The sequence below is a fragment of the Streptomyces sp. NPDC034086 genome, assembly GCF_055575515.1.
In genome coordinates this window covers 40437-63037 of sequence record NZ_JBVISM010000018.1, presented here as the reverse complement: position 1 = coordinate 63037, position 22601 = coordinate 40437, and the positions used below count along the sequence as shown (strand labels likewise).

Genomic DNA, 22601 nt, shown 5'->3' with positions numbered 1-22601 from the left:
ACCCACGACCCGTCCAGGAGTGAAGAGAAGACATGACGGACAAGAAGGAACTGCCCGGCCTCGTACACCTGTCGCACCCCGCCGGGGTCGCCCCCAGCTCCGGGTACACCCACGTGGTGACCGGGCCCGGGCGGGTCGCCGCGATCGCCGGCCAGATGCCGTTCGACGCCGACGGCGAACTCGTCGGCCCCGGGGATCCCGCGGCCCAGGCGAGGCAGGTCTTCACCAACATGGAGCGCTGCCTCGCCGCCGCCGGAGCCACGTTCGACGACGTCATCAAGCTGACCTACTTCGTCACCGACATCGCCTCCGTCCCCCAGATCCTGGCCGCGCGCGACGAGTTCATCGACACCGAGCGCCCGCCGGCGAGCACGGTGGTCCAGATCGTGGCGCTCTACCGCCCCGATCTGCTGCTCGAGGTGGACGCCCTCGCCCTGCTGCCCGTCGAGTAGACCGGAACACACACCATGACTCCCACCACCTCCCCCTCCGCCGCTGCCTCCCCGTCCCTCCGGGACGCCGGGCTGCAGGCCCCGCCGCCGCCCTTCGACACCGAGCTGGCCGGGCCGATCGGCTGGATCCTCGGCGAGCTCCCCATGCCCCTGACCCCCGAGCTGATCCCGGACCGGCGCCGCCGTTCCGCCGAAGGGCGGCTGAGCGACGAACGGATACGCCGCGGCGGTGCGTTCGAGACCGAGGAGCGTACGGTGCCCGGCCCGGCCGGCGCCCCCGCGATCACCCTGCTGATCTGCCGCCCGGCGTCGGCCCCGGGGCCCGTACCGGTCATCTACCACACCCACGGCGGCGGCATGGTGGCCGGCAGCCACCGCAGCACCGAACTGATCGGCGAGCTGGACCGCGCCCAGGACCTGGGGGCGGCGGTGGTCTCCGTCGAGTACCGGCTGGCCCCGGAGCACCCCGATCCGGCGCCCGTGGAGGACTGCTACGCCGGGCTGTGCTGGCTGGCGGAGCACGCCGAAGGCCTCGGCCTCGACCCGGACCGCGTCTTCCTCAGCGGCAACAGCGCCGGCGGGGCCCTGGCCGCCGGCCTCGCGCTGCTGGCCCGGGACCGCTCCGGCCCGCGCCCGATCGGCCAGGTGCTGCAGTTCCCGATGCTCGACGACCGGTGCGGCACGTTCTCCGCCGGGCAGATGGCGCGCGTGGGCCTGTGGGACGGCGAGTCCAACCGGGCGGGGTGGACGGCCCTGCTGGGCGAGCGGCGCGGCACGCCGGGCGTCTCCTGCTACGCGGCCCCGGGCCGGGCCGAGGACCTGTCCGGACTCCCGCCCGCCTTCATCGAGGTCGGTTCCGTGGAGGCGCTGCGCGACGAGGGCATCACCTACGCGTCCCGCATCTGGCAGACCGGCGGCTCGGCCGAACTCCACGTGTGGTCGGGGGCGTTCCACAGCTTCGACGAGTGGGTCCCGGACGCGGCCGTCTCGAAGGCCGCGCACCGGGCGCGGGTGGCGTGGATGCGCCGCGTACTGGCGGGCTGAGGTCGGCGCCGCTGCTCCTCCACGCCGTGGAGGAGCAGCGGCGGGGCCGCCGGCCGACGGCGCCCGCGCATGCCCCGGGGGGCCTGGCCCGGGCCAGGCCCCCCGGGGCATGCGGCGTGTACGGGCAGACGGGCGGTGCGTCCGCCGGTGTGTCGGGATGCGGCCACCGGTGTGCGGCCGTGCGGCCGGTCAGCGGCCGGCGGCGCCCGCCCGTTCGGCGTTCTCCAGCGTTTCGGCCAGGACCCGCCAGATCTCGGCGGCGAGGTCCATGTTCGAGGCGCGGCGGGCCTCCTCGCCCAGCTGCTTCAGCCGGGCGCGGCCCTCCTGCTGGTGGCCCTCGACGATCAGCAGCAGGCTGTCGAGCGTCTGGAGCCGGATCCGGTCGCGGTAGGTCAGGCGCAGGTTCTCGAAGTCCAGCCGGCCGTGCGCCGCGCGGGCGTCCGCGTAACGGCCCTCCTCGAACGCGAGGTGCGCCTGGAGCACCAGCAGTTCCTGCTGCTGGACGGGCGTGCCGATGAGCGCGAGCGCCGCCTCGGCCTGCGTCAGGCAGGTGCGGGCCTGTTCGGTGAGGGCGGGTCTGGACTGCAGGTAGAGCGAGGCCGCGGCGAGTCTCAGCCGCGCCCACAGAATCGGGTCGACACGGCTGTCGAGTGCCTGCATGGCCTGCTCCAGATACGCGTGGACCGCCTCGTCGTCCCCCTGACGGGAGCAGACGGTGGCCGCCGACCACAGGGCCTCGGCGCGCAGCGCGTCCGACCTGCCCGCCACCAGCTCGACCAGTTCCCGGGCGTGCGCCCGGGCTTCGGCCAGGCGGCCGGACTCCGCCTCGGCCGACACCAGCGCCAGCAGGGCGGTCCCGGTGTCGGCGACGGAGAGCCCGGCGTCCTTGGCGACGCGGTACGCGTTCTCGGCGAGTTCGAGTGCCCGGGCGATCTGGCCGACCGAGCGCAGGCATCGGGCGAGCTGGGTGCCGGACCGGCACTGCAGCGCCGGCAGCGAGAGCTCCTCGGCCACCTCGGCCAGCTCCTCCAGGCACGCCTGCTCCTCGGCGCGCTCGCCGTGGCGGGACCGGTACCCCGCGATCACCCACAGGGCCTGCCAGCGCAGGAGCGGATCCTCCGCCCCGGAGGCCGCGAGCACGTCGATGAGCTGCTCGACGGACTCGTCACTGTCGGAGGAGGCGGCGATGCTCAGCGCCTGCGTCAGCGAGCTGCCGCCGGGGGCGGCGGCAGCGGTGGGCAGGGCGTCGAAGGCGAGACGGTCCACGCCCAGCTGTTTGGCAAGGTAGGTGATCACTCGCTCGGTGGGTTGCCGCGCGCCCGACTCCAGGCGGGACAAATAGCCGGTGGAGATCTCCTCGCCGGCCAGCGAGGCCTGGGAGAGACCCCGTTGGAGCCTCAAAGCCTTGAGGCGCGCGCCGAAAGACGACTCGTCTGTCATGTGAGTCCTGCAATCAATTCTCGGAAGACAACCCTGATCGCGCCCGCCAACGCTGTGGTGGGCATCCTAGCGCTCCCCGCCCGCGTAGGCAAATTATTTGCCGGACGCGTGCCTTCCGTCCCCGCCGACCCGGCGCACCCCCGTGAAGCCCGCGAGAACCCTTGGCAACTTTTGGCAAATCGACTTGCCATCGGGGGCCGGGAGTTCTAGGTTGATCGAGGCCGAGCCGCTTCAAGCGGATCTCGAGTACCTCCCACATCCCCGATCCCGCGATCACGGGATCCTCGTTCGGAGCCGTTCATGCGTACAAGCATCATCGTCACCTCCGCCGCAGCCCTGCTCTCCGTCGCTGCGGCCACCGTCGCCACGACCGCCGACCCCGGCATCGACTGGCCCGCCGAGCCCTCCGTCCGGACCGTCGGCGCCGGGCAGGGCGACGGCATCGACTGGCCCGCCGGACCCACCGCCCCCGCCGGCACCCGGGACGGCGGCGCCGGCGTCATCGACTGGCCCTGACGACCCATGGCCACGATGCACGCAGACGAAGCGCGGACCGACGAGGACCTCGTCCGGCGGCTGCTCCGCGGACAGTTCCCCCAGTGGGCCGGCCTGCCGGTACGGCGCCTGGAGTCCGGTGGCACTGTCAACGCGATCTACCGGGTCGGCACCGGGCTGACCGTCCGGCTGCCGCTCACCCAGGGCGGCGCCGGAACGCTGGAGCGGGAGGCCCACTGGCTGCCGCGGCTCGCGCCCCTGGTGCCCGTGCCCGTCCCGGAGGTCCTCGCGCTGGGCCGGCCCGCCGAGGGCTACCCGTGGGGATGGGCCGTCCACCGGTGGATCGACGGCGAGGTGCTGGTCGAGGACCGGGTGGAGGACCCCGGGCGGCTCGCCCGGGACCTCGCGGCGTTCGTCACGGCGCTGCGCGGGGTCGATCCCGGCGAGGGGCCCCGGGCCCACCGGGGCCGGCCGCTGGCCGCCGCCGACGCGGAGACCCGTGCCGCGATCGAGGAACTGCGGCGTACGGACGAGCCCTTCGACGCCGCCGCGGCCCTCGCCGCGTGGGAGGAGGCGCTCGCCGCCCCCGGGTGGTCCGGGGAGCCGCGGTGGATCCACTCCGACCTCATGCCGAGCAACCTGCTCGGTGCCGGCGGACGGCTGGCCGCGGTGATCGACTTCGGCACCGCGGGCCTCGGCGACCCCGCCGTGGACCTGATCCCGGCGTGGAACCTGCTGCCGTCCTCCGCGCGGCGGGCCTTCCGCGAGGCCGTGGACACCGACGACGCCTCCTGGGCCCGCGGCCGGGGCTGGGCGCTGTCCATGGCCCTCGTCCAGTTGCCCTACTACCGCGGGACGAACCCGGTCATCTCCGCGAACGCCCGCCATGTGATCCGGCAGGTGCTCGCGGGCTGAGGCCGCTGCACACGGGGAGGGGGCGGGCGCGACACGGTCGCGCCCGCCCCCTCCTCCCGTGTTCCCGCGACGGCTACGCGAGCCGGAACACCTCCTCGGACAGCGCCAGGACCCGGGCCTGGTCGCGGGCCAGGGCGGCCGCGTCGGCATGGGCCATGTGGACGGTGAGCGGGCTGGACGGCAGGTCGACGGTGGGCCGGAGCCGGTCGCCCGGGCCGGGCTTCACCGTGACCGCCCGGACGGACTCCACCCCGTGGATCTCCGCCAGGACCGCCGCGTCCACGGACTCCACGACTCCGGCCAGGCCGGTGGCGACGTGGTACACGAACCCCTCCCGGAGCTTGCGGTACGTGCGGCCGGCGAACTCCTCGGCGAACGCGTCGGGCCGCAGCCAGGCGAGCGCGCTCGCCCGGGCCTGGTCCGCGCCGAAGTTCCCGGCGTCGAAGTCCGGGTTCATCGTCCCGTTCATACGGGCGCCGATCTCGACGAGCGCGGGCCCGTCGGCGGTCATCATCACCTCGGCGTGCGCGGCGCCGAACTCGATGCCGAGGGCGTCCAGCACGTCGTGGGTGTAGGCGGTCAGCTCGGCGACCACCGGGTCCTCCGGCGCGACGAGCAGGGCCCGGTGGGGGACGTTGCGGGTACCTCGGCGCCGCTTGTCGCAGCGCCACACCCCGGCGTCGTAGCGCGCCCGGCGGCAGGAGACGGTGTCCACGATGTACTCGGTGCCCTCCAGGTAGGACTGCGCGAGGACCTCGGCGTTGGTCTCGCCGTACATGGTGACGGTGCCCAGGACCGCCTCGGCGGCGCCGCGCACCTCGGACGGGTCGGCGCAGATGGACACGCCCTGGGAGCCGGAGGCGGCCAGCGGCTTGACCACCACCGGCCGGCCGCCCTGCTCCCGAGCCCAGGCGACGAGGGCGTCGACGTCGTCGGACCGGAACTGGCGGGCGCAGCGCACGCCTGCCTTCCGGACGGCTTCGATCATCTCGTACTTGTCGCGGCGCGCCGCCGAAAGGGCCGATCCGTTGGTCGGCAGGCCGAGCATCTCGGACAGCAGGTCGGCGAGCGGTACGCCGGGCTCCTGCCCGGCCACCACGGCCGCCGGGCGCAACGCGGCGAGCTGCCGGGCGGTCTCGGCCGGGCCGGCGGCGACCAGGGCCGCCGCGTAGCCGCCCAGGTCCGGCGCCTTCAGGTGCTCCAGGGGTTCGGGGGTGCTGGACAGGTGCACGACCTCGGCGCCGAGTCCGGCGAAGGCCGCCCGGAGGTGCCGGCCCGTGCCGTACGCGTCGACAAGGACGACCAAGGGGTTATCCGCTCGCATGCTGCCTCCGTCGGAGCATTCAGTTGCCAGATAAGGCAATGTGGGTTGCCAAGATTATTGACCGACTAGGCAACGTCTGTCACTCTTTTCGGATAGAGCCGCTCGATTGAGCCGAAGCATCCGGTCGCCGCAGACCGCCCGGCACCCCGTCGTGTCCCCGGGCGCGCGACCGGCCAGTTCATCAATGAAGAACGGAGCTCTCACCCATGTCCGTGCAGACGTTGCACACCCCCACCCGGCTGCCCGAACTCGACGACACGCAGAGGGCCCAGTTCGAACGGTCCGGTTTCCTCGTACTGCCGGGCTTCCTCCCGGACGATCTGGTGACCCGGGTCAAACAGGAGGTCGACACCTGGGTCGACACCGGGCTGCGGGCCCGGTCCATCGCGGCCGTACTCGACTACGCCACCCACGGGGTGCCGGACGTCCTGGAGCTCGACCTCCCCGGGCACGGCGAACTCCTCGCCCACGCACCGCTGCTGCACGTGGTCGGGCAGCTGCTCGGCCCTGGGTTCGGCTTCCACCACATGCACAGCGACCGGCACGCCCCCGACCTCCCCGGCAAGGCGTGGCACCACGACTACGAGCAGCGCTCCGCCGCGCGCCGGACCCACACGATGGTCCACGCACTGCACTACCTCGACGGCATCGACCCGGACATGGCCGGACTGGCCGTCCTGCCCGGATCGCACCTCGAGGCGGCACCCAAGACGGCGCGCGCCCACCTGGGCACCGACGTGCTGCCCGGCGAGGTGTACCTCGAGGAGCTGCCGGCCGGCTCGACCGTGCTGCTGCACTCCGCCCTCTTCCACGCCCGCCGGGCGAAGCCCCAGTTCCCGGGCCGCCCCCGCTACTTCGTGGACGCCTCCTACTGCGAGGCCGGCGTGCCGTGGCCGCCGGTCAAGCCGTACTGGCGGGAGATGCTGCGGCGGGCGCGCCGGCTCGGGCTCGCCGGCGCGGACTGGCCCGACCTCTTCGCCGAGCACCACTTCGGCGAATACACCCGGCCCGAGTGAGGGAGGACCAGATGCTGCACGCGGGAATCTCATGGCACGCGGGCGGGTACCGCCTCGCCGTGGTCGGCCCCGACGGCCGCCGCGTCCCCGTGCCCGGCGACTACCCCCCGCACCGGGCGGACGAGCTGATCGCGCGGCTGCGCGAGCTCGGCGACCGGCTCGGGATCGTCGTGGAGAGCACCAACGGCACCCTGGACGGCCGCATGATGGCGGCCGGACTGCGCGTGCACCGGGCCGACCCCTGGCTGCTGCCGGACCGGCCGCTGTGGGGTTCCGTCCCGGCGGAGGAACTGGCCCTCGCGAGCCTGCGCGGCGGCCGCGGCCTGGTACGGCTGGAGCCCCACCGCGGCACCCAGACCGGCCGCGAGGAGGAACTGGCCGCCCAGATCGCCTCCTCCGCCGGCGCGGACCGCGAGCAGCACCTGGCGGGCCGCCTCTTCAGCCACGGCAGCCGCGAACGCCGCGAGGTCGCGCTCACCTTCGACGACGGACCGCTGCCGCCCTGGACCGGACAGGTCCTCGACGTCCTGGAGCGCTACGGAGTCCCGGCGACCTTCTTCTGCGTCGGGATCAACGCGGGCGGTTTCTCCGAGGACCTGGCCCGGATGCGCGAACAGGGCCACGCCATCGGCAACCACACGTGGTCGCACCCCTTCCTGCCCGAGCTGACCCGGCCCCAGCTGGCCGAACAGATCAACCGCACCGCGGAGGCGATCGCCGGCGCGAGCGGCGGCGAGGCACCCCGGCTGTTCCGGCCCCCGTACGGATCGCGGACACCACAGGTGCTGGACTGGCTCACGGACATCGGCGCCACCACCGTGCTGTGGGACGTCGCGCCCGACGACTGGGCCCTGCGGCAGGCCGACGCCATCGCGCGCGACGTACTGGCCGGGGTCCGGCCGGGCTCCGTGATCCTCCTCCACGACGGCGGCGGCGACCGCTCGCCCACCGTGGCCTCGCTCCCGCCGATCATCGAAGGACTCCTGGAGCGCGGCTACACGTTCGTACGGGCCGACGACATGATCGCGCGGACCCGGCCCGGGCTGGTGGCGGCGCCATGAGGAACTGGGCGGGCAACCTCGACTTCGGTACGGCCCCGATCGCGCGGCCCGGCTCCGTCGACGAACTGCGCCGTATCGTCGCCGGCAGCGAACGGGTCCGCGCGCTCGGGGCCGGCCACTCCTTCAGCGGGGTCCTGGCGACCGCGGGCGGCCTCGTCCGGCTCGACGGGCTGCCCCCGGCCGTGGACATCGACACCGCGGCCGGCACCGCCACGGTGACCGCCGGAATGCGGTACGCCGACGTGGCCGCCGCACTGCACCGGGCAGGCCACGCACTGGCGAACCTCGCCTCCCTGCCGGACCTCTCCGTCGCGGGGGCGACCGCCACCGGCACCCACGGCTCCGGCGACGGCCGGCGCAGCCTGTCGGCGGCCGTCGCCGGGCTGGAACTGGTCGGCCCCGAGGGCGACCTGGTCGAGCTGCGCCGCGACGTGGACCGGGACACCTTCACCGGATCGGTGGTCTCCCTCGGGGCGCTGGGCGTCGCCACCCGGATCACCCTGGAGATCGAGCCGGCGTTCGAAGTGGCCCAGTCGGTACGGACGGCGGTTCCGCTCGACGAGATCCGCGACCGCTTCGACGAAGTCGCCGGCGCCGCGTACAGCGTCAGCGTGTTCACCACGTGGGGGGACGACGCGTCCGTGTGGCTCAAGCGCCGCACCGACCGCGCCGTCACCGAGCTGGACCTCGGGACCCCCGCGCCGGGACCGCTGCACCCGGTCCCCGGGGCCGACCCGGCCCCCTGCACGGTCCAACTGGGCGTCCCGGGCCCCTGGCACCTGCGGCTGCCGCACTTCCGCCCCGGCGCCACCCCGGACACCGGCGACGAACTGCAGTCGGAGTACTTCCTGCCGCGCGCCGCCGCCCCGGCCGCGTGCGACGCGCTGCGCGGGATCGGTGCGCTCCTGGGACCCGTCCTGCACGTGGCCGAGGTCCGGACCGTGCGCGGCGACGACCTGTGGCTGAGCCCGGCGTACGAACGGGACTCGGTGGCCTTCCACTTCACCTGGATCAGGGACGCCGCCCGCGTACGGCCGGTGATCGACGCCGTGGAAGGACTCCTGGCACCGCTGGGAGCACGGCCCCACTGGGCGAAGCTCACGGCCATGACCGGGGCCGACATCCGCTCCTGCTACCGCCGCGCCTCCGATTTCGCGGAGCTGCTGGCGAAGTCCGACCCCGACGGCAAGTTCGCCAACGAGTTCGTCGACGGGTTGTTCTCCCCCGGGTCCCGGTGACCCCCTTGTCCCAGCGATCGCGGAAGGCACGCGCGTGGAAAAGCGACTACTGACCAAGACCGGGCGGAAGGTCTCCGTCATCGGGCTCGGCACGTGGCAGTTCGGCGACGGATGGGCCCATGTGCGCGAGCACGACGTCCGGGCCATCCTCGACGCGGCCGTCGAGGCCGGCGTCGACTTCATCGACACCGCCGACGTCTACGGCGACGGCCGCAGCGAGCGGCTGATCGGACGGTTCCTGCGGGAGTTCCGCACCTCGCGGGGCGAACGGCCCACCGTGGCGACCAAACTGGGACGCCGCGGCGCACAGGAACTCGGCGCGTTCACCCTCGACAACTTCCGCGCCTGGACCGACCGCTCCCGGGAGAACCTCGGGGTGGACACGCTCGACCTCGTACAGCTCCACACCCCGCCGGACGCCGTGTTCGAGTCCGACGCGGTCTTCGACGCCCTGGACGTACTGGTCGACGAGGGCCGGGTCACGGCGTACGGCGTCAGCGTGGAGACCTGCGCCCAGGCCATGACCGCCCTCGCCCGGCCGAACGTCGCCTCCGTGCAGATCATCCTGAACGTGTTCCGGCGCAAGCCGCTCGAACAGGTCCTGCCGGCCGCCCGGGCCGCGGGCGTCGGCGTCATCGCCCGCGTGCCGCTGGCCTCCGGCCTGCTCTCCGGGAAGTTCCGGCGCGACACCGTCTTCGCCGAGGACGACCACCGCACCTACAACCGGCACGGCGAGCAGTTCGACGTCGGCGAGACCTTCTCCGGCGTCGACTACGAGACCGGCCTCGCCGCCGCGGGTGAATTCACCGGCATGGTGCCCGTGGGCGCCACACCCGCACAGCTCGCCCTCCGCTGGGTCACCCAGCAGGACGGCGTCACCACCGTCATCCCCGGCGCCACCTCCGTGGCCCAGGCCCGGTCCAACGCCGCGGTCGGCTCCATGGAAGCGCTGCCCGGGGAGACCCTCGAACGGCTGCGCGAGCTGTACGACCGCCGGATCCGCGCCCAGGTGCACCACCTCTGGTGACCGCGGACCGCCCACCCGCCCCACCCGTCCCCGCCCACCCCTTCCCAGGAGCCGCAGGATGAAGATCGCCGGAGAGACCGTCCTCCTCACCGGTGCGACCGGAGGCATAGGCCGGGCGCTCGCCGCCCGACTCGCCGGGGCGGGCGCCGACCTGATCCTGACCGGCCGCGACCCGGACGCGCTGCGCGCCCTCGCCGGCCCGCTCGGCGCCCGGTGGGTGGCCGCCGACCTCGCCGACCCGTACGACGTGGAACACCTCGCGGCGTCCTGCGGGGGCACCGGCATCCTCGTGGCCAACGCCGCCCTGCCGGCCAGCGGCGACCTGCTCGAGTACACCCCCGAGCAGATCGACCGCGCCCTGGCCGTGAACCTGCGCTCGGCGGTCGTCCTGGCCCGGCTCCTCGCACCGGCGATGACCGGCGCGGGCCGCGGCCACCTCGTGTTCGTGGGGTCGATGTCGGGCAAGGCCGCCACCCCGGACTCGTCGCTGTACACGGCGTCGAAGTTCGCACTCCGCGGCTTCGCCCACGCCCTGCGGCTCGACCTGCGCCCCGCGGGCGTCGGGGTGTCGCTCGTCCAGCCCGGCTTCGTCGCGGAGGCGGGCATGTTCGCCCGCACCGGGGCGCCCCTGCCCCGCGGCGCGCGGGCGGTCACACCGGACCAGGTGGCGTCGGCGGTGCTCCGGGCCATCACGCACGACCGCGGCGAGATCAACATCGCGCCGCTCAAGCTGCGGCTGCGCTGCGCCCTGTCGGTGCAGTTCCCGGCCGTGGCCGCCCGGCTCCAGGGGCGGGGCGCCCCGGACGACAGCGGCCGGCGCATCGTCGACGCGCAACGGGCCTCCCGGTGACGCGCCGGGCGGACGCACGCGCCCCCCACGACCTCATGAGGAGTGAGCACATGCTGGACAGCGTTCTCGTCATCGGCTCGGGCTACCTGCACTTCCGGGAGTACGCGCTGCGCGGACTGGCCGAGCACTACCGGGTCGTCCTCATCGGACAGCGCCCGCTGGACTGGCAGCTGCCGTACGCGGCCGACCACCGGGAGGCCGACCTCCAGGACGAGGCGGCGGTCCTCGCGGCCGCCGAGGAACTCGCCGCGGACCACCGCATCACCGGTGTCATCACCTGGGAGGAGATGCTGATCGCGCGGGCCGCCGCGGTCGGCGCCCGGCTGGGCGTGCCCACCATGCCGGTCGACGCGGCGCGGGCGTGCCGCGACAAGGCCGAGCAGCGCAAGCGCTTCCAGGAGGCGGGCGTACCGTCGGCGCGGTTCCACCTCGCGGGCTCCCTCGCCGAGGCGGTCGACGCCGCCGGCGCCATCGGCTACCCGGTGGTGGTCAAGCCCCGCGGCCGGGCCGCGAGCGTCGCGGTGCAGATCGTCCGCTCCGAGGCAGAGCTGCGCGCGGCGTTCGACTTCGCCCGCAGCTCGGAGAACGCGGCCATCGAGGACGGGCTCGTCCTCATCGAGGAGTTCCTCGTCGGCCCGGAGATCAGCGTGGACTGCTGGGTGCTCGACGGCAGGGTCGAGCCCTACGCGATCGCGCTGAAGCGCACCGGCTACGCACCGTTCTTCGAGGAGGTGGCGCACGTCGTCGGCACCGTCCTCGACAGCGAGACCGAGGCCGCGGTCCGCGAGGTGGTGATCCGCTCCAACCAGGCGCTGGGCATCGACCGTACGGTCACCCACACCGAGCTGATGCTCACCGCCGACGGACCCAAGGTGGTCGAGGTCAACGGCCGCCTCGGCGGGGAACTCATCCCGCGCCTCGCCGAGATCGCGATCCCCGGCCTGTCCGTCGGGGCGCTCCTCGGCGCGGTCGCCACCGGCCGCGAACCCGGCCCGATCCCGGCACCGGAGCAGCTGGTCGGCATCCGCTTCCTGTACCCCGCCGAGGACCTGACGTTCGAGGACATCGAGGTCCCGGCCGCGCTCGCCGGCGAGCCCTGGGTGCGCGAGGTGCGGCGGGTCAGCGACCCGGGCACCGAGCTGCGGCTGCCGCCGCGGCAGTTCCTGGGCCGCGCCGGATACGTCATCGCCACCGGCTCCGGCATCGACGAGATCGACGCGCGCCTGCTGAAGCTCGCCGACGCCACGGCCGTGCTCGGCAAGCCCCTGCCCGTCTGAGCAAGCCCCCTCTCCCCCTTCCCGCTTCCGCTTTCCGCACAAGATGGAGACACACCCATGAAGAAGGCCCTGATCTTCGGCGAGTACAAGATCGCCAGGTTCCTGCCGGTCCTGCGCGACCGCGGCTACACGGACTTCGTCGTGTACTCGGCCGTCGAGTTCGACCCGGCCCTCGAGTTCGACGCCACCGGCGTCGAGGTCAAGCCGCTGAGCCTGGACTGGGACGCGGACGACGTGGTCCGCGTACTGGACGCCGAGCGGCCCGACGTGGCCATCGCCAACCCCTACGCCCACGGCCAGGAGCAGCTGCCGATCGTCTACGGCCGGGCCGCCGCGCGGTGGGACGGCCGGTTCGTCGCCCACTCCGCCGAGTTCGCGGAGGTGGCCTGCGACAAGGTCAAGCTGCACGAGACGGGCGTGGAGCGCGGCTGGCCGGTCCCGGCGGGAGCGGTCTGCGCGGACGCCTCCGAGGTCGCCGGCGCCGCCCGGGAGCTGGGCTTCCCGCTGGTGATCAAGGAAGCCCAGGCCCAGGCGGGCGACGGCCGCTTCTTCGCGGCCTCCGCCGAGGAACTCGACGCGGTACTCGAAGGCGGCCTGGCGTTCCCCGCGATCGTGCAGGCGTTCAAGGTCGGTGAGGAGACCGGCATCGAGCTGATCAGCGCGGACGGCGAGCTGATGCGCTGGCCGGTCGTCTCCATGGGCCCGCTGGACGCGGGGCTCGACCCCTCGAAGCGGGCACGGGTCACCCCGTACGCCCTCCCCGAGCGCGCCGCGGCGCGTCTGGAGGCGTTCCTCACCGACATCCAGGACAACTTCGCCCCGTACGGCCCGTGGCAGATCGACTTCGCGGTCGTCGAGGACGACATCGTCGTGCTCGAGATCAACCCGCGCCTCGGCGGCCTCTCCGACCTGGGCGCCACGGGCAGCGGCACCGACCCGCACGCGGTGTTCACCGCGGCCGCGCTCGGCGAGCCGCTGCCCGGGGCGCGCACCCGCGCGGTGGCGATCGAGCTGCCGTCGGCCGAGATCCCCGGCGTCGAGGTGCCCGAGCACCCCGAGGGCGCCGACGTCATGCGGGTGACCGCGCGCAAGCCCACCAACCGCTGCTTCGTCAACACCGACCGGATGCAGCTGGTCACCACCGTCGGCGACGTGGAGGCGGGCAAGCGCTGGGTGAAGGAGCTCGACGCCGCGGGCCTGCTGCGCTGCTCGGTCGAGTCCGCCTTCCGGCAGCTTGAGCAGGGCTTCGCCGTGTTCGGCGGGAAGGCGGGAGCACGATGAAGGTGCTGATCGCCGGACTCGGCGACAACAAGGAGTTCGGACTCAAGTCGCTGCGCGACGCGGGGCACTTCGTCGGGATCATCGACCTGCCGCACCGCGTCCCCGTCAACCAGTGCGACTGGTGGCGCGCGGGTGACCGCTTCTCCGTCGACTCCATGCTCGAAGCGGCGAGCTCGGCCGGCTTCGCGTGGGACGCGATCCTCTGCTGGGAGGAACTGTCCACCGACATCGCCCGGGAGGTCGCCCGCAAGCTCGGCGTACCGGCGCCGCGGATGCCCGCGGGCCACTTCCGGGACAAGGGCGTCATGCACGGACGGCTGCGGGAGCAGGGCCTCCCCTCGCCGCAGCTCGGCGTGGCCCGCACCGTGGAGGAGTGCGTGTCCCTCGCCGGCGGCCGCTTCCCGGTCGTGGTCAAGCCGACGGACTACGGCGGCAGCGGCGGCGTCCAGGTCGTCGACGGTCCGGACGGACTCGCCGAGGCCTTCCGCGCCGCCGCCGCGCTGGCCGCGAGCGGGCGGGTCGCCGTGGACCGCTACGTCACCGGCAAGGAGTACAGCGTCGAGGCGGTGACCTGGGCACCCGGTGACACCCAGGTCCTCGCGATCACCGACAAGTACCTGACCCGGCCGCCGTACTGCGTCGAGGTCGCCCACGTCTCCCCGGCGGCGGTCTCGGACACGGAGCGCGAGCTGCTGTCGGAGGCGACGGTCCGCGCGCTCGACGCGCTCGGCATGGAGGCGGGCGTCTCCCACGCGGAGTTCCGCATGACCGACGAGGGCCCCGTCCTGATGGAGATCGCGGGGCGCCCGGCCGGCGGCCAGATCCCGCGGCTCGTCGAGCTGGCCACCGGCTGGAACCTGAACACCGCCGAACTCGCGGCGGTGGTGGGCGGGCGGACGACCCAGGGGACACCGGCCGCCGAACGCTCCGCCATCCGGTTCTTCGTCGGCGACGGCGAGACGCCGTTCCGCCACCCCGTGACCTGGGAGACCGCCGCCCTGCCGCCGCTCGTGGACACCCTGCGCGAACTGCGCTACTTCGCGGGCGAGGGGACCGTGGCCCGGATACCGCGCGGCCCCGAGGACCGGCTGGGATACGCGATCCTCGCCGGCACCCGCGAGGAGACCGCCGCGGCGCTGGCCGCCCTCGGCGACGGAGCCGAGGAGTACCGCGGTGACTAGCCCCCGGAGCCGGACGGCGAACGCCCCGGCCGGCCCCGGCCGGCCCGGCCGGGGCCTGTGGCACAACCACGACTTCCTCAAGCTCTGGTCGGGGGAGACCGTCGCCGCGCTCGGCTCCCAGGTGACCCAGCTGGCACTCCCGTTGCTGGTGCTGGGCGCCCTGGGAGGCAGCGCGGCGGAAGTCGGCCTCGTGACGGCCATGCAGTTCCTGCCCGCGCTGTGCGTGACCCCCTTCGCCGGCCTCGTGATCGACATGTTCGACCGGCGGCTGGTCATCCTGGTGGCCAACGCGGTGCGGGCCGTGGCCCTGGCCGTGGTGCCGGTGCTCTACCTCACCGACGGCCTGAGCGTCCCGGCGCTGTGCGCCGTCGCGTTCGTGGTGGGCTCCGGAACCGCCGTGTTCGACGTCGGCTACCTCGCCTACCTTCCGGCGCTCGTGCCGCAGCAGCACCTCGTGGACGCCAACAGCAAGCTCCAGGGCTCGTACGCGGTCGCCCAGATCGGCGGTTCCGGCTTCGGCGGCCTGCTGATCAAGGTGCTGGGCGCCTGGTTCGCGATCCTGGCCAACGTCATCGCCTACCTGGCGGCGTTCGTGGCGATGCTCCTGATCCGGCACCGGGAAGCGGCACGCGACCCGGAGGCGGCCGGCCGGCCGCGCCTGGCCGACATCGTCACCAGCTTCGGGCTGCTGTGGCGCAACCGGATCCTGCGCATGCTCAGTCTGCGGGCCGGCTGGTTCAACATGTGCGAACAGGCGATCCTCACCCTCTTCCTGGTCTACGCGGTCAAGGAACTCCACATGGACGCCGGAGGGGTCGGCTTCGTCCTCGCCTTCGGCAGCGTCGCCTCCCTCGCCGGCGCGGCGGTGGCCAAGCGGGCCGGCAACCGGTTCGGATTCCCCAGGATCCTGATCCTGGCCAGCAGCGCCTCGTCCGTCGCGCCGGTGCTGCTGCTGCCGACCGGGGCCGGCACCGGCTGGAACTTCGCCCTGGCGACGCTGACGTTCGCCGTCTACGGATTCGGCCTGACCATCTACAACGTCCACGTCGTGGCGTTCCGCCAGACGGTGATCCCCTCGGACGTCCTGGGCCGGGCGACCGCCGCGTACCGGATGCTCACGTACGGGCCGTTCCCCCTCGGCGCGTTCCTCGGTGGCGTCATGGGCGAGCGGCTGGGCCTGTGGAACTCGCTGCTGGTCTTCGCGGTCGCCTCGCTCGCCGGGTGGGTGCTGTTCGTCGTGGCCTGTACGAGGATGCCGGAGGCGGCGCCGGATCCGGCGCCGGATCCGGCGTCGACCCCGGGGAAGCAGAGGTGACCGGTGTGACGAAGCGTGCCGACGGGGCCGGGATCGACGAGTCGCTCGTCGAGCGGCTGATCGCGGCGCAGTTCCCGCGGTGGGCGGGCCTGCCCGTACGGAAGGTGGCTTCGTCCGGCACGGACCACGCCATGTACCGGCTGGGCGAGGACATGACCGTACGCCTCCCCCGCGTCCCCGGCGCCGAGGGGCAGGTTGCCGCCGAGCAGCGCTGGCTGCCGCACCTCGCCCCGCACCTGCCCCTGGAGGTGCCCGAGCCGCTGGGGCACGGGGCTCCGGGGGAGGGGTACGGGTCCGCCTGGTCGGTGTACCGCTGGCTCGACGGCGAGAACCTGTACGACCGGCCCCTCGACGGAAACGGACTCCGGGACGCGGCCGCCGCGCTGGGCCGCTTCCTCGCGGCGCTCCACCGCGTCGGCACCGCCGGGGGACCGCGCTCGTTCCGCGGCGGTCCGGTGGACACCGCCGACGACGAGGTCCGGGCGGCGATCCGGGACCTCGGCGCCGACGGCACGCACGACGCCGGGGCGGCGACCGCCGCCTGGGAGGCGGCCGTACGGGCACCGGGGTGGCGGGGCGCACCCGTGTGGCTGCACGGCGACCTGCTGCCGGGAAACCTGCTCGGCCGCCAGGGCCGGCTCACGGCCGTCATCGACTTCGGGCTCGTGGGCGTCGGTGACCCCGCGTGCGATCTGATGGCGGCCTGGACCCTGCTGACCGCCGATACCCGGGACGCCTTCCGCGAGGCGGCCGGCGTGGACGACGCCACGTGGGCCCGGGGACGGGGCTGGGCCCTGCGCTTCGGGCTCACCGCGGAGCACTACTACCGCGGCGGCCGCAACCCCGTCCTGGCACGCACCGGCCACCGCGCGGCGGCCGAGGCCATCGCCGACCACCACCGCTCCTGACGTCCGCCTCCGCCCGCGGTCGTCCCGCGCGGAAGCCGGGCCGGAGGTCCTCCCTCCGGCCCGGCTCCCGTCGCGCCGTGTCCGCCGTGTCCGCCGCGCCCGTTCGCCCACCCGCCCCGCGGGCGGCCGTTCAGGCCGATGCCGCCGGCCCGGTCCTGCCCGCCCGGGCCACCAGCGGCCCGCTGCCCAGGCCGACGCACAGCAGGAGCCCGCCGAGCACCAGCCAGCCCGGCAGCCCCATGCCGAGCGGCAACAGACTCATCACCGCCGGGGCGACCGCCTGCACGGCCCCGCTGCCCAGCCCGAACACCCCGGCGTACTGCCCCTGCAGGCGGGCGGGCGCGAGCCCGAAGCAGTACTGGGTCGAGGCGGCCGCGTACCAGAGCTCGCCGAGGGCGAAGACGGCCATGCCGCCCATGAGCAGCGCCGTCGCCGTCCAGCGGGAGGGCCCGTCGGCCAGTGCCATGAGCGTGAGCCCGGCGGCGAAGGCCGCACCTGCCCAGGCCATGCGCCGGCCGGCCGCGTGCACGTCCCGCACCCCGCGGCTGACCTTGACCTGGAGCAGCACCACGAAGGCCATGTTGAGCACCAGGACCGCCGAGACCACCCACCGGGGCGCGCTCGTGTGCGCGACGATCCACAGCGGCAGCAGGAACCCGGACACGGCGTAGTTCAGCGACAGCACCGCGTTGACGAGCGTGGCGCTGAGGTACGTGCGGTCGCGCAGCGCGGCCCAGCCCCGTTCGCGCTTCCCGGCGCCGGCCGCGATCCTCGGCAGCCGCAGCAGGATGAGGCCGCAGCTCACGTACGCCAGGGCCCGGCAGACCACCAGGGCCAGGTACGCGGGCCGGCTGTCGATCTGGATCGCGAAGCCGGCGGCGACCGAGCCGAGCGCGAGGGCCAGGTTCGTCACCGACCGCAGGTAGCCGATGAGCACCGTGGGGTTCCCGTCGGCCACCCCGCGGATGAGCGGCGCCTTGCTGGCCACGTCCGCGGGAATGATCATTCCCGCGACCAGGGAGACCGCCAGGAAGGACCAGAAGGAACCGACCAGGGTGAAGCAGGAGATCACCGCCCCGCCGCAGAGCATGACCGTGACGTGCACCCGTTTGGGTCCCCACTGGTCCGCCAGCCGTCCCACCAGGACCCCGGCGACCAGGCCCGCCATCGCCCCGCCGAACAGGCCGATGGCGACCTGCCCGGCCGGCAGCCCCACGACGCGCGTGAAGTACAGCGCGCTCGCCGTGGTGAACATCCCGCCGCCGAAGCTGTTGGCGAAGGTGGCGAAGGTCAGGACGCGCTGCGCCGGCGATGCGGGGAGCAGCCTGCGCAGGCCGCCGCCCCGGGCGGGCCCGGGCACGGTCGCCGTCACCGCCACAGCGCGTCCCCGAAGCGGACACCGGGGCGCAGCGCGGGCTGGAGCGCGCGCAGTTCGCGCGGCGTGAGCCCGTCCGGGACGATCCTCACCTGCGGCCCGAACCAGTCCCACACCTTCGCGAACCGCCGCTGCAACTCCTCGGGGGTGTCCGCCGCCACCATGAACTGGCCGATCCGGTGGTTCGTACCGGAGACGGCCGGGGTGTGCGCGCCGACGGGCCGCTCGATCCGGACGAACTCCACCCCCGGCCGCGCCATGACCTGGTCCGCCGAGGGACAGTCGAGCAGCAGCCCCGCACCGGCGGTCAGATACGCGCCGCCGATGGCTCCCGGGCGGATCTTGACGTCGATCTCGGGACGCCGTCCGAGCGCGACCTGGATGGCGCACGCGGCCAGGTCGACGTCGAACTTCGCGTGCACGACCTCCTGGACGAGGGCGCCGCCCCGGCGCGCCGCGCACTCGCCGAAGGTGAGCGCACCGGTCCCGGGGTCGTGGAAGAGCTCCATGTGGAACATCCCGTCCCGCAGGCCCAGCGCCGCGAGCGAGGCCGACACCACGGGAAGGGCCCGGTCGTAGGCCCAGCCCTCCTCGGCGGGGTCGAAGTGGCGGAAGTTCAGCGGGCGTCCGCTGTCGACGGCGGTCAGGCACGGGTCGCCGTACCGGCCGAGGGCGCAGAACAGCAGCTCGCCCTCGAACACCACACCGTCGGCTATCCACTCCTCACCCCGGACGAACTCCTCCAGGACGAAGGTGCGCTGCGCGGTGCCCTGCCGCCGGTACTCCTCGCTGCGGCCGCGCAGCTCCGCCACCGAGGACACGACGGTCGTCCGCTCGGTGGCCGCTCCCGCGACCGGCTTCAGTACGGCCCGGTCAGAAGGGAGCCGGCTGATCCCGGCGACGTCGTGGACGTCGTCGACGACCACGGTCTCCGCCGTGGCCAGGCCCGCCGCCCTGATCTCCCGCTTCTGCACCGCCTTGTCCCGGAAGCGCACCGCGACATCGGGCGGCACGGCGGGCAGACCGAGGTGCGCGGCCAGCAGACCGACCATCACCAGGGAGTCCTCCGTGGTGGTGTACACGGCGTCGAAGGACCCGGAGGTCAGCCCGGCGCGGGCGAGCGCCATGAGCACGGCCTCGGCGCTGGTGTGGTCGTCGACGCGGATGACCGTGACCTCGTCCGGTATCGCGATGTGCCCCTGGTCCCAGGCGGCCGCGCCGCAGACGACGGTGACCTCCAGGCCGAGGCGGACGCATGCCCGCATGCCGTAGCGGTCGAGGCCCACGATCAGGATCCTGTGGGGGCTTGCGTTCTCCATGCGCTGCCTTCCTCGTGCTCTGAAGCCGCGCCCGACATTGCCAATTCGGGCAACAGTGTGGCACCTCATTAACCCAGCACGGAAAGCGACTTGTCAACAACGGCAAACTAAGTTGCCCAATCTGGCAAAGGGCTGGGGTGGGTCACTCCTCGTTGAGCCAGCCGCACACGTAGTACTGCTGGTCCGCGTCCCGCTCGATGATCCACTGGTTGAGGACGTCGCCCGCGAGCTTCCCGGTCACGGGGTCCCGTCGGGTGATCCTCGCTTCCACGCTGAGCTCGTCCCGGTCCGGCGGGATCTCGTACGGCAGGAGTTCCCAGCGGTCCACGTAGTAGCCGTTGAGGGCGAATCCGAGCAGCGTCGAGCGCAGCCGCGGGCAGGTGCCCCGGCGCAGCGAGGTCATGTCGTGGTCGGCCAGGCCGTTCATGTAGACCGCGAACACGCGCTCGATGGCCCGGCGGTCGAGGGGGGTGTGCGCGGGCTCGGGCGTCGGCTTGGGCGTGGGAGTGGGGCTCGGACTGGGCGAGGCGGGGGGCGTGGGCGAGGAGGGCGGGGGAGACGAGGACGGGGTCGCAGAGGGGGAGGAGGAAGGGCGGGCGGACGTCGTGGAACCGGTCGCGCGGCCGCGGCCGTCGTCGGCGCCGGACCTGGACGCCGGCAGCCACCAGGGAATCGCGAACGCGGCCGCCACGAAGACCACCGCCAGCCCCGGCGCGTACCTCCGCCGGGCGCGGCGGGCGCGGCGGGCGGGGCCGGGTGGCGGAGGGACCAGCGGTTCCGCCCCCGGGGCGGCTCCGGGTGACGCGCCCAGCCTCAGCGTGGACGCGTCACCCGCAGCCGCCCCGCCCGCCGGCCCGGACGGCCCGGCCCCGCCCGCCGGCCCGGCGAGCAGGCCGTGCGCCTCGTCGGCGGTGAGGCGCCGCGCCGGGTCCTTGCGGAGCAGGCCCTCCAGCACGGGCGCGAGCTCCTGCGCGCGCACGGCGGGAGCGGGCTCCTCGGTGGCGATGGCGACGAAGACGGCCCAGGAACCGGAGCCGCCGAACGGAGGATGCCCCTCCACCGCGGTGAACAACGTCGCGCCCAGCGACCACAGATCGGAGGCGGCGGTCGCGGGAAGCCCGCGCACCTGCTCGGGGGCCATGTAGACGGGGGTCCCCATGAGCGCCCCCGACCGGGTCAGACCGGCCTCGCCCTCCACGGCGGCGATCCCGAAGTCGGTCAGCACCACCCGGTCGCCCTCGAGCAGCACGTTGGCGGGTTTGATGTCCCGGTGGGTGACACCCGTGGCGTGCACGGCGCGCAGCGCGTCCAGGACCTGGAGACCGATCTGCGCCACCCGGGCCGGCGGAAGCGGACCGTCCTCCTTGACCAGATCGTCCAGGGACCGGCCGTGGACGAGTTCCATCACGATCCACGGACGCCCGTCATCGCCGGCTATCCGGTCGTGGACGGTGATGACCCCCGGGTGTTTCAGCCGGGCTGCCGCCCGTGCCTCGCGGTCGAGGCGGCCGATCCAGGCCTTGCGCCCGGAGGCGTCGAGGTCGTCGGGGAGCCGCAGCTCCTTGAGGGCGACCTCGCGGTCGAGTTGCTCGTCGTGGGCCCGCCAGACCGTCCCCATGCCGCCCTGGCCGAGCAGTTCCGCCAGCCGGTACCGGCCGCCCAGCAGCCCTCCGCGATCGTGAGTCACGCCCGGAACCTAACCCAACGCGCCCGGCCCCGCTCACGGCGGACCGCCCGGCGGCCCGTCACACCCACCCCGCCTGCCCCGCGCCGGCCCTGACCGCCCGTCAGGCGGGGAGTGCCGGGTTGGGGGTGGTGAGGATGCGGGCGAGGACGTCCTCGACTTCGGTGCGGGTGGGGGGCCGGGAGGCGGCCAGGCCTTGCAGGCTGAGCCCGTTCATGGCCGCGGCCGCGGTGCGGGCGGTGACGGGGTCGGTATAGGGGAGCAGGGCGTTGACGGTGGCCTCGGTGTACTGGTCGACCAGGGGGCGCAGGGCCGGGCGGCGCAGCGCGGCGAGGTAGAGCTCCAGCTCGACGATCTCGTGGGCGCGGTCGCGGTCGGCCCCGAAGTAGCTCATGAGGGCGTCGGTGAGCAGCACGACCAGCTGGTGGGCGGTGAGGTCGGGGCGCTGGGCGACCCAGTCGTGGAGCATCGCGGCGTAGCGCTCGTACGCCTGCTGGAGGGCGGCCTGGATGAGGTCGTCCTTGGTCTTGAAGTGGTAGGTGGTGGCGCCCAGCGGGACGCCGGCCTCCTCGGCGACCGCCCGGTGGGTCAGCCCCTCGATGCCGCGGTCGGCGATGACGCGGCCGGTCGCGGCGGTGATCTCCGCGATACGGCGTTCGGGATCGCGACGGCGGCGAGGGGCACTGTCCTGGGGCACGGCGGCGACTCCTGGGGCCGGTAAAAGATCCAGTACGTACGTACTGTACTCCCCCTCCGGTGCGCGGTGAGCCGCAGCAGCGCGGTCGCCACGGCATTCGTGGCTCCGGACGGGCGCCGCATCCCCGACACGTCAAAACGATATGCCCGAATTGCGCACCATCCAGTACGCGCGTACAGTACGTATGTACTGTTCAAAAGCCGACGCGCGGGGCCCGCCCCCCACGACGCGGTCCCGTACCCCTGGAGTGATCTCGATGAAGCCCGGCCATGCCCCACGCCCCCCTGCCACCGGCCGCGTGACCTCGTACGCGTTCTGGGGCCCCGACGGCCGGGTGCTCGCGGAGTTCTACGCCGCCGCCCTGGGCTGGAAGGTCACCCAGGAGTTCCCGAACGAGCACGGCGTGCCCACCGCGTTCTACGTCACCGACGGCGCCACGGCGTACGTCTTCTACACGGCCCGGGACTTCAAGGCGCCGAACTGGCCCGAGGAGGAGCTGCCCTTCCACCTGGACCTCGCCTTCGACGACGTCGCCGCGGCCGAGCAGCGCCTCCTGGAGCTGGGCGCCACCAGGCCGGGCCACCAGCCCGGCGGCGGGCACTGGACGGTCCTGCTGGACCCCTCCGGCCAGCCCTTCTGCGTCAGCGAGGCCGCCCACACCCCCGACGCATGACAACACCCACCGCACCCCACCCATCCCGC

At 73.8% G+C, this 22601-nt stretch carries 21 protein-coding genes; 15 read left to right on the top strand and 6 right to left on the bottom strand.

The window, feature by feature from the left end; all coding sequences use genetic code 11:
* Positions 1-32: 32 nt before the first annotated feature.
* Both ACZ514_RS28700 and ACZ514_RS28695 read left to right on the top strand, forming a co-directional pair.
* The gene (locus ACZ514_RS28700; RefSeq protein WP_468170295.1) at positions 33-452 is read left to right on the top strand and encodes a RidA family protein; all 420 of its coding nucleotides are present in this window, start codon (positions 33-35) and stop codon (positions 450-452) included.
* Between the two features lie 15 nt (positions 453-467).
* Positions 468-1496, top strand: coding sequence for an alpha/beta hydrolase (locus ACZ514_RS28695; RefSeq protein ID WP_469126027.1), 1029 nt, complete (start codon positions 468-470; stop codon positions 1494-1496).
* Positions 1497-1685: 189 nt separating this feature from the next.
* On the opposite strand, the gene ACZ514_RS28690 is transcribed toward ACZ514_RS28695, so the two are convergent.
* On the bottom strand, positions 1686-2936 hold the full coding sequence (locus ACZ514_RS28690; protein ID WP_468170290.1) for a helix-turn-helix domain-containing protein: 1251 nt from the start codon (positions 2934-2936) through the stop codon (positions 1686-1688).
* 300 nt (positions 2937-3236) lie between these two features.
* Between ACZ514_RS28690 and ACZ514_RS28685 the strand changes: the two genes are divergently transcribed.
* Both ACZ514_RS28685 and ACZ514_RS28680 read left to right on the top strand, forming a co-directional pair.
* Entirely contained in the window at positions 3237-3452 is a 216-nt protein-coding gene (locus ACZ514_RS28685) for a hypothetical protein (RefSeq protein ID WP_468701209.1), read from the top strand.
* A gap of 15 nt (positions 3453-3467) precedes the next feature.
* Positions 3468-4346, top strand: a complete 879-nt coding sequence (locus tag ACZ514_RS28680) for an aminoglycoside phosphotransferase family protein (RefSeq protein WP_469126026.1) — start codon at positions 3468-3470, stop codon at positions 4344-4346.
* A gap of 73 nt (positions 4347-4419) precedes the next feature.
* Here ACZ514_RS28680 and ACZ514_RS28675 read toward each other — a convergent pair whose 3' ends face one another.
* Entirely contained in the window at positions 4420-5670 is a 1251-nt protein-coding gene (locus ACZ514_RS28675) for an ATP-grasp domain-containing protein (RefSeq protein WP_468170281.1), read from the bottom strand.
* 206 nt (positions 5671-5876) lie between these two features.
* On the opposite strand from ACZ514_RS28675, the gene ACZ514_RS28670 reads away from it, so the two are divergent.
* From ACZ514_RS28670 to ACZ514_RS28625, 10 genes are read left to right on the top strand one after another with little or no spacing between them, the layout of a single operon-like run.
* Positions 5877-6686 (top strand): phytanoyl-CoA dioxygenase family protein, encoded by an 810-nt coding sequence (locus tag ACZ514_RS28670; protein WP_468170278.1) that lies wholly within the window; start codon positions 5877-5879, stop codon positions 6684-6686.
* 11 nt (positions 6687-6697) lie between these two features.
* Entirely contained in the window at positions 6698-7747 is a 1050-nt protein-coding gene (locus ACZ514_RS28665; protein ID WP_468170276.1) for a polysaccharide deacetylase family protein, read from the top strand.
* Positions 7744-8985, top strand: a complete 1242-nt coding sequence (locus ACZ514_RS28660; protein ID WP_468701201.1) for an FAD-binding protein — start codon at positions 7744-7746, stop codon at positions 8983-8985. Before ACZ514_RS28665 ends, ACZ514_RS28660 begins: the two co-directional genes overlap by 4 nt.
* A gap of 34 nt (positions 8986-9019) precedes the next feature.
* The gene (locus tag ACZ514_RS28655; protein ID WP_468170272.1) at positions 9020-10012 is read left to right on the top strand and encodes an aldo/keto reductase; all 993 of its coding nucleotides are present in this window, start codon (positions 9020-9022) and stop codon (positions 10010-10012) included.
* 58 nt (positions 10013-10070) lie between these two features.
* Positions 10071-10862 (top strand): SDR family NAD(P)-dependent oxidoreductase, encoded by a 792-nt coding sequence (locus ACZ514_RS28650; protein WP_468701199.1) that lies wholly within the window; start codon positions 10071-10073, stop codon positions 10860-10862.
* 50 nt (positions 10863-10912) lie between these two features.
* On the top strand, positions 10913-12139 hold the full coding sequence (locus ACZ514_RS28645; protein ID WP_468701197.1) for an ATP-grasp domain-containing protein: 1227 nt from the start codon (positions 10913-10915) through the stop codon (positions 12137-12139).
* A gap of 57 nt (positions 12140-12196) precedes the next feature.
* Entirely contained in the window at positions 12197-13420 is a 1224-nt protein-coding gene (locus ACZ514_RS28640; RefSeq protein ID WP_469126025.1) for an ATP-grasp domain-containing protein, read from the top strand.
* Positions 13417-14601, top strand: a complete 1185-nt coding sequence (locus ACZ514_RS28635; protein WP_468701192.1) for an ATP-grasp domain-containing protein — start codon at positions 13417-13419, stop codon at positions 14599-14601. The genes ACZ514_RS28640 and ACZ514_RS28635 overlap by 4 nt, the downstream gene beginning before the upstream one ends.
* Positions 14594-15916 carry an MFS transporter gene (locus tag ACZ514_RS28630; protein WP_469126024.1) on the top strand — a complete coding sequence of 441 codons (1323 nt, stop codon included), beginning with the start codon at positions 14594-14596 and terminating at the stop codon, positions 15914-15916. The genes ACZ514_RS28635 and ACZ514_RS28630 overlap by 8 nt, the downstream gene beginning before the upstream one ends.
* Positions 15913-16824 (top strand): aminoglycoside phosphotransferase family protein, encoded by a 912-nt coding sequence (locus ACZ514_RS28625; protein WP_469126023.1) that lies wholly within the window; start codon positions 15913-15915, stop codon positions 16822-16824. Before ACZ514_RS28630 ends, ACZ514_RS28625 begins: the two co-directional genes overlap by 4 nt.
* 130 nt (positions 16825-16954) lie before the next feature.
* Here ACZ514_RS28625 and ACZ514_RS28620 read toward each other — a convergent pair whose 3' ends face one another.
* The 4 genes from ACZ514_RS28620 to ACZ514_RS28605 all read right to left on the bottom strand — a co-directional run bounded on the left by ACZ514_RS28620 (position 16955) and on the right by ACZ514_RS28605 (position 21899).
* Positions 16955-18196, bottom strand: coding sequence for an MFS transporter (locus ACZ514_RS28620; RefSeq protein ID WP_469126022.1), 1242 nt, complete (start codon positions 18194-18196; stop codon positions 16955-16957).
* Entirely contained in the window at positions 18193-19518 is a 1326-nt protein-coding gene (locus ACZ514_RS28615; RefSeq protein WP_469126021.1) for a hypothetical protein, read from the bottom strand. The genes ACZ514_RS28620 and ACZ514_RS28615 overlap by 4 nt, the downstream gene beginning before the upstream one ends.
* A 142-nt stretch (positions 19519-19660) precedes the next feature.
* The gene (locus tag ACZ514_RS28610) at positions 19661-21205 is read right to left on the bottom strand and encodes a serine/threonine-protein kinase (protein WP_469126020.1); all 1545 of its coding nucleotides are present in this window, start codon (positions 21203-21205) and stop codon (positions 19661-19663) included.
* A 100-nt stretch (positions 21206-21305) separates the two neighbouring features.
* Positions 21306-21899, bottom strand: a complete 594-nt coding sequence (locus ACZ514_RS28605; protein ID WP_469126019.1) for a TetR/AcrR family transcriptional regulator — start codon at positions 21897-21899, stop codon at positions 21306-21308.
* Positions 21900-22197: 298 nt separating this feature from the next.
* Here ACZ514_RS28605 and ACZ514_RS28600 point away from each other — a divergent pair, with 298 nt between their 5' ends.
* Positions 22198-22572, top strand: a complete 375-nt coding sequence (locus ACZ514_RS28600) for a VOC family protein (protein WP_469126018.1) — start codon at positions 22198-22200, stop codon at positions 22570-22572.
* Positions 22573-22601 lie beyond the last annotated feature (29 nt).

What these genes read in the sequence shown, in the direction of transcription:
- ACZ514_RS28700 (WP_468170295.1), top strand. Translation starts at nt 33, where the DNA reads ATGACGGACAAGAAGGAACTGCCCGGCCTCGTACACCTGTCGCACCCC.
- ACZ514_RS28695 (WP_469126027.1), top strand. Translation starts at nt 468, where the DNA reads ATGACTCCCACCACCTCCCCCTCCGCCGCTGCCTCCCCGTCCCTCCGG.
- ACZ514_RS28690 (WP_468170290.1), bottom strand. Translation starts at nt 2,936, where the DNA reads ATGACAGACGAGTCGTCTTTCGGCGCGCGCCTCAAGGCTTTGAGGCTC.
- ACZ514_RS28685 (WP_468701209.1), top strand. Translation starts at nt 3,237, where the DNA reads ATGCGTACAAGCATCATCGTCACCTCCGCCGCAGCCCTGCTCTCCGTC.
- ACZ514_RS28680 (WP_469126026.1), top strand. Translation starts at nt 3,468, where the DNA reads ATGCACGCAGACGAAGCGCGGACCGACGAGGACCTCGTCCGGCGGCTG.
- ACZ514_RS28675 (WP_468170281.1), bottom strand. Translation starts at nt 5,670, where the DNA reads ATGCGAGCGGATAACCCCTTGGTCGTCCTTGTCGACGCGTACGGCACG.
- ACZ514_RS28670 (WP_468170278.1), top strand. Translation starts at nt 5,877, where the DNA reads ATGTCCGTGCAGACGTTGCACACCCCCACCCGGCTGCCCGAACTCGAC.
- ACZ514_RS28665 (WP_468170276.1), top strand. Translation starts at nt 6,698, where the DNA reads ATGCTGCACGCGGGAATCTCATGGCACGCGGGCGGGTACCGCCTCGCC.
- ACZ514_RS28660 (WP_468701201.1), top strand. Translation starts at nt 7,744, where the DNA reads ATGAGGAACTGGGCGGGCAACCTCGACTTCGGTACGGCCCCGATCGCG.
- ACZ514_RS28650 (WP_468701199.1), top strand. Translation starts at nt 10,071, where the DNA reads ATGAAGATCGCCGGAGAGACCGTCCTCCTCACCGGTGCGACCGGAGGC.
- ACZ514_RS28645 (WP_468701197.1), top strand. Translation starts at nt 10,913, where the DNA reads ATGCTGGACAGCGTTCTCGTCATCGGCTCGGGCTACCTGCACTTCCGG.
- ACZ514_RS28640 (WP_469126025.1), top strand. Translation starts at nt 12,197, where the DNA reads ATGAAGAAGGCCCTGATCTTCGGCGAGTACAAGATCGCCAGGTTCCTG.
- ACZ514_RS28635 (WP_468701192.1), top strand. Translation starts at nt 13,417, where the DNA reads ATGAAGGTGCTGATCGCCGGACTCGGCGACAACAAGGAGTTCGGACTC.
- ACZ514_RS28615 (WP_469126021.1), bottom strand. Translation starts at nt 19,518, where the DNA reads ATGGAGAACGCAAGCCCCCACAGGATCCTGATCGTGGGCCTCGACCGC.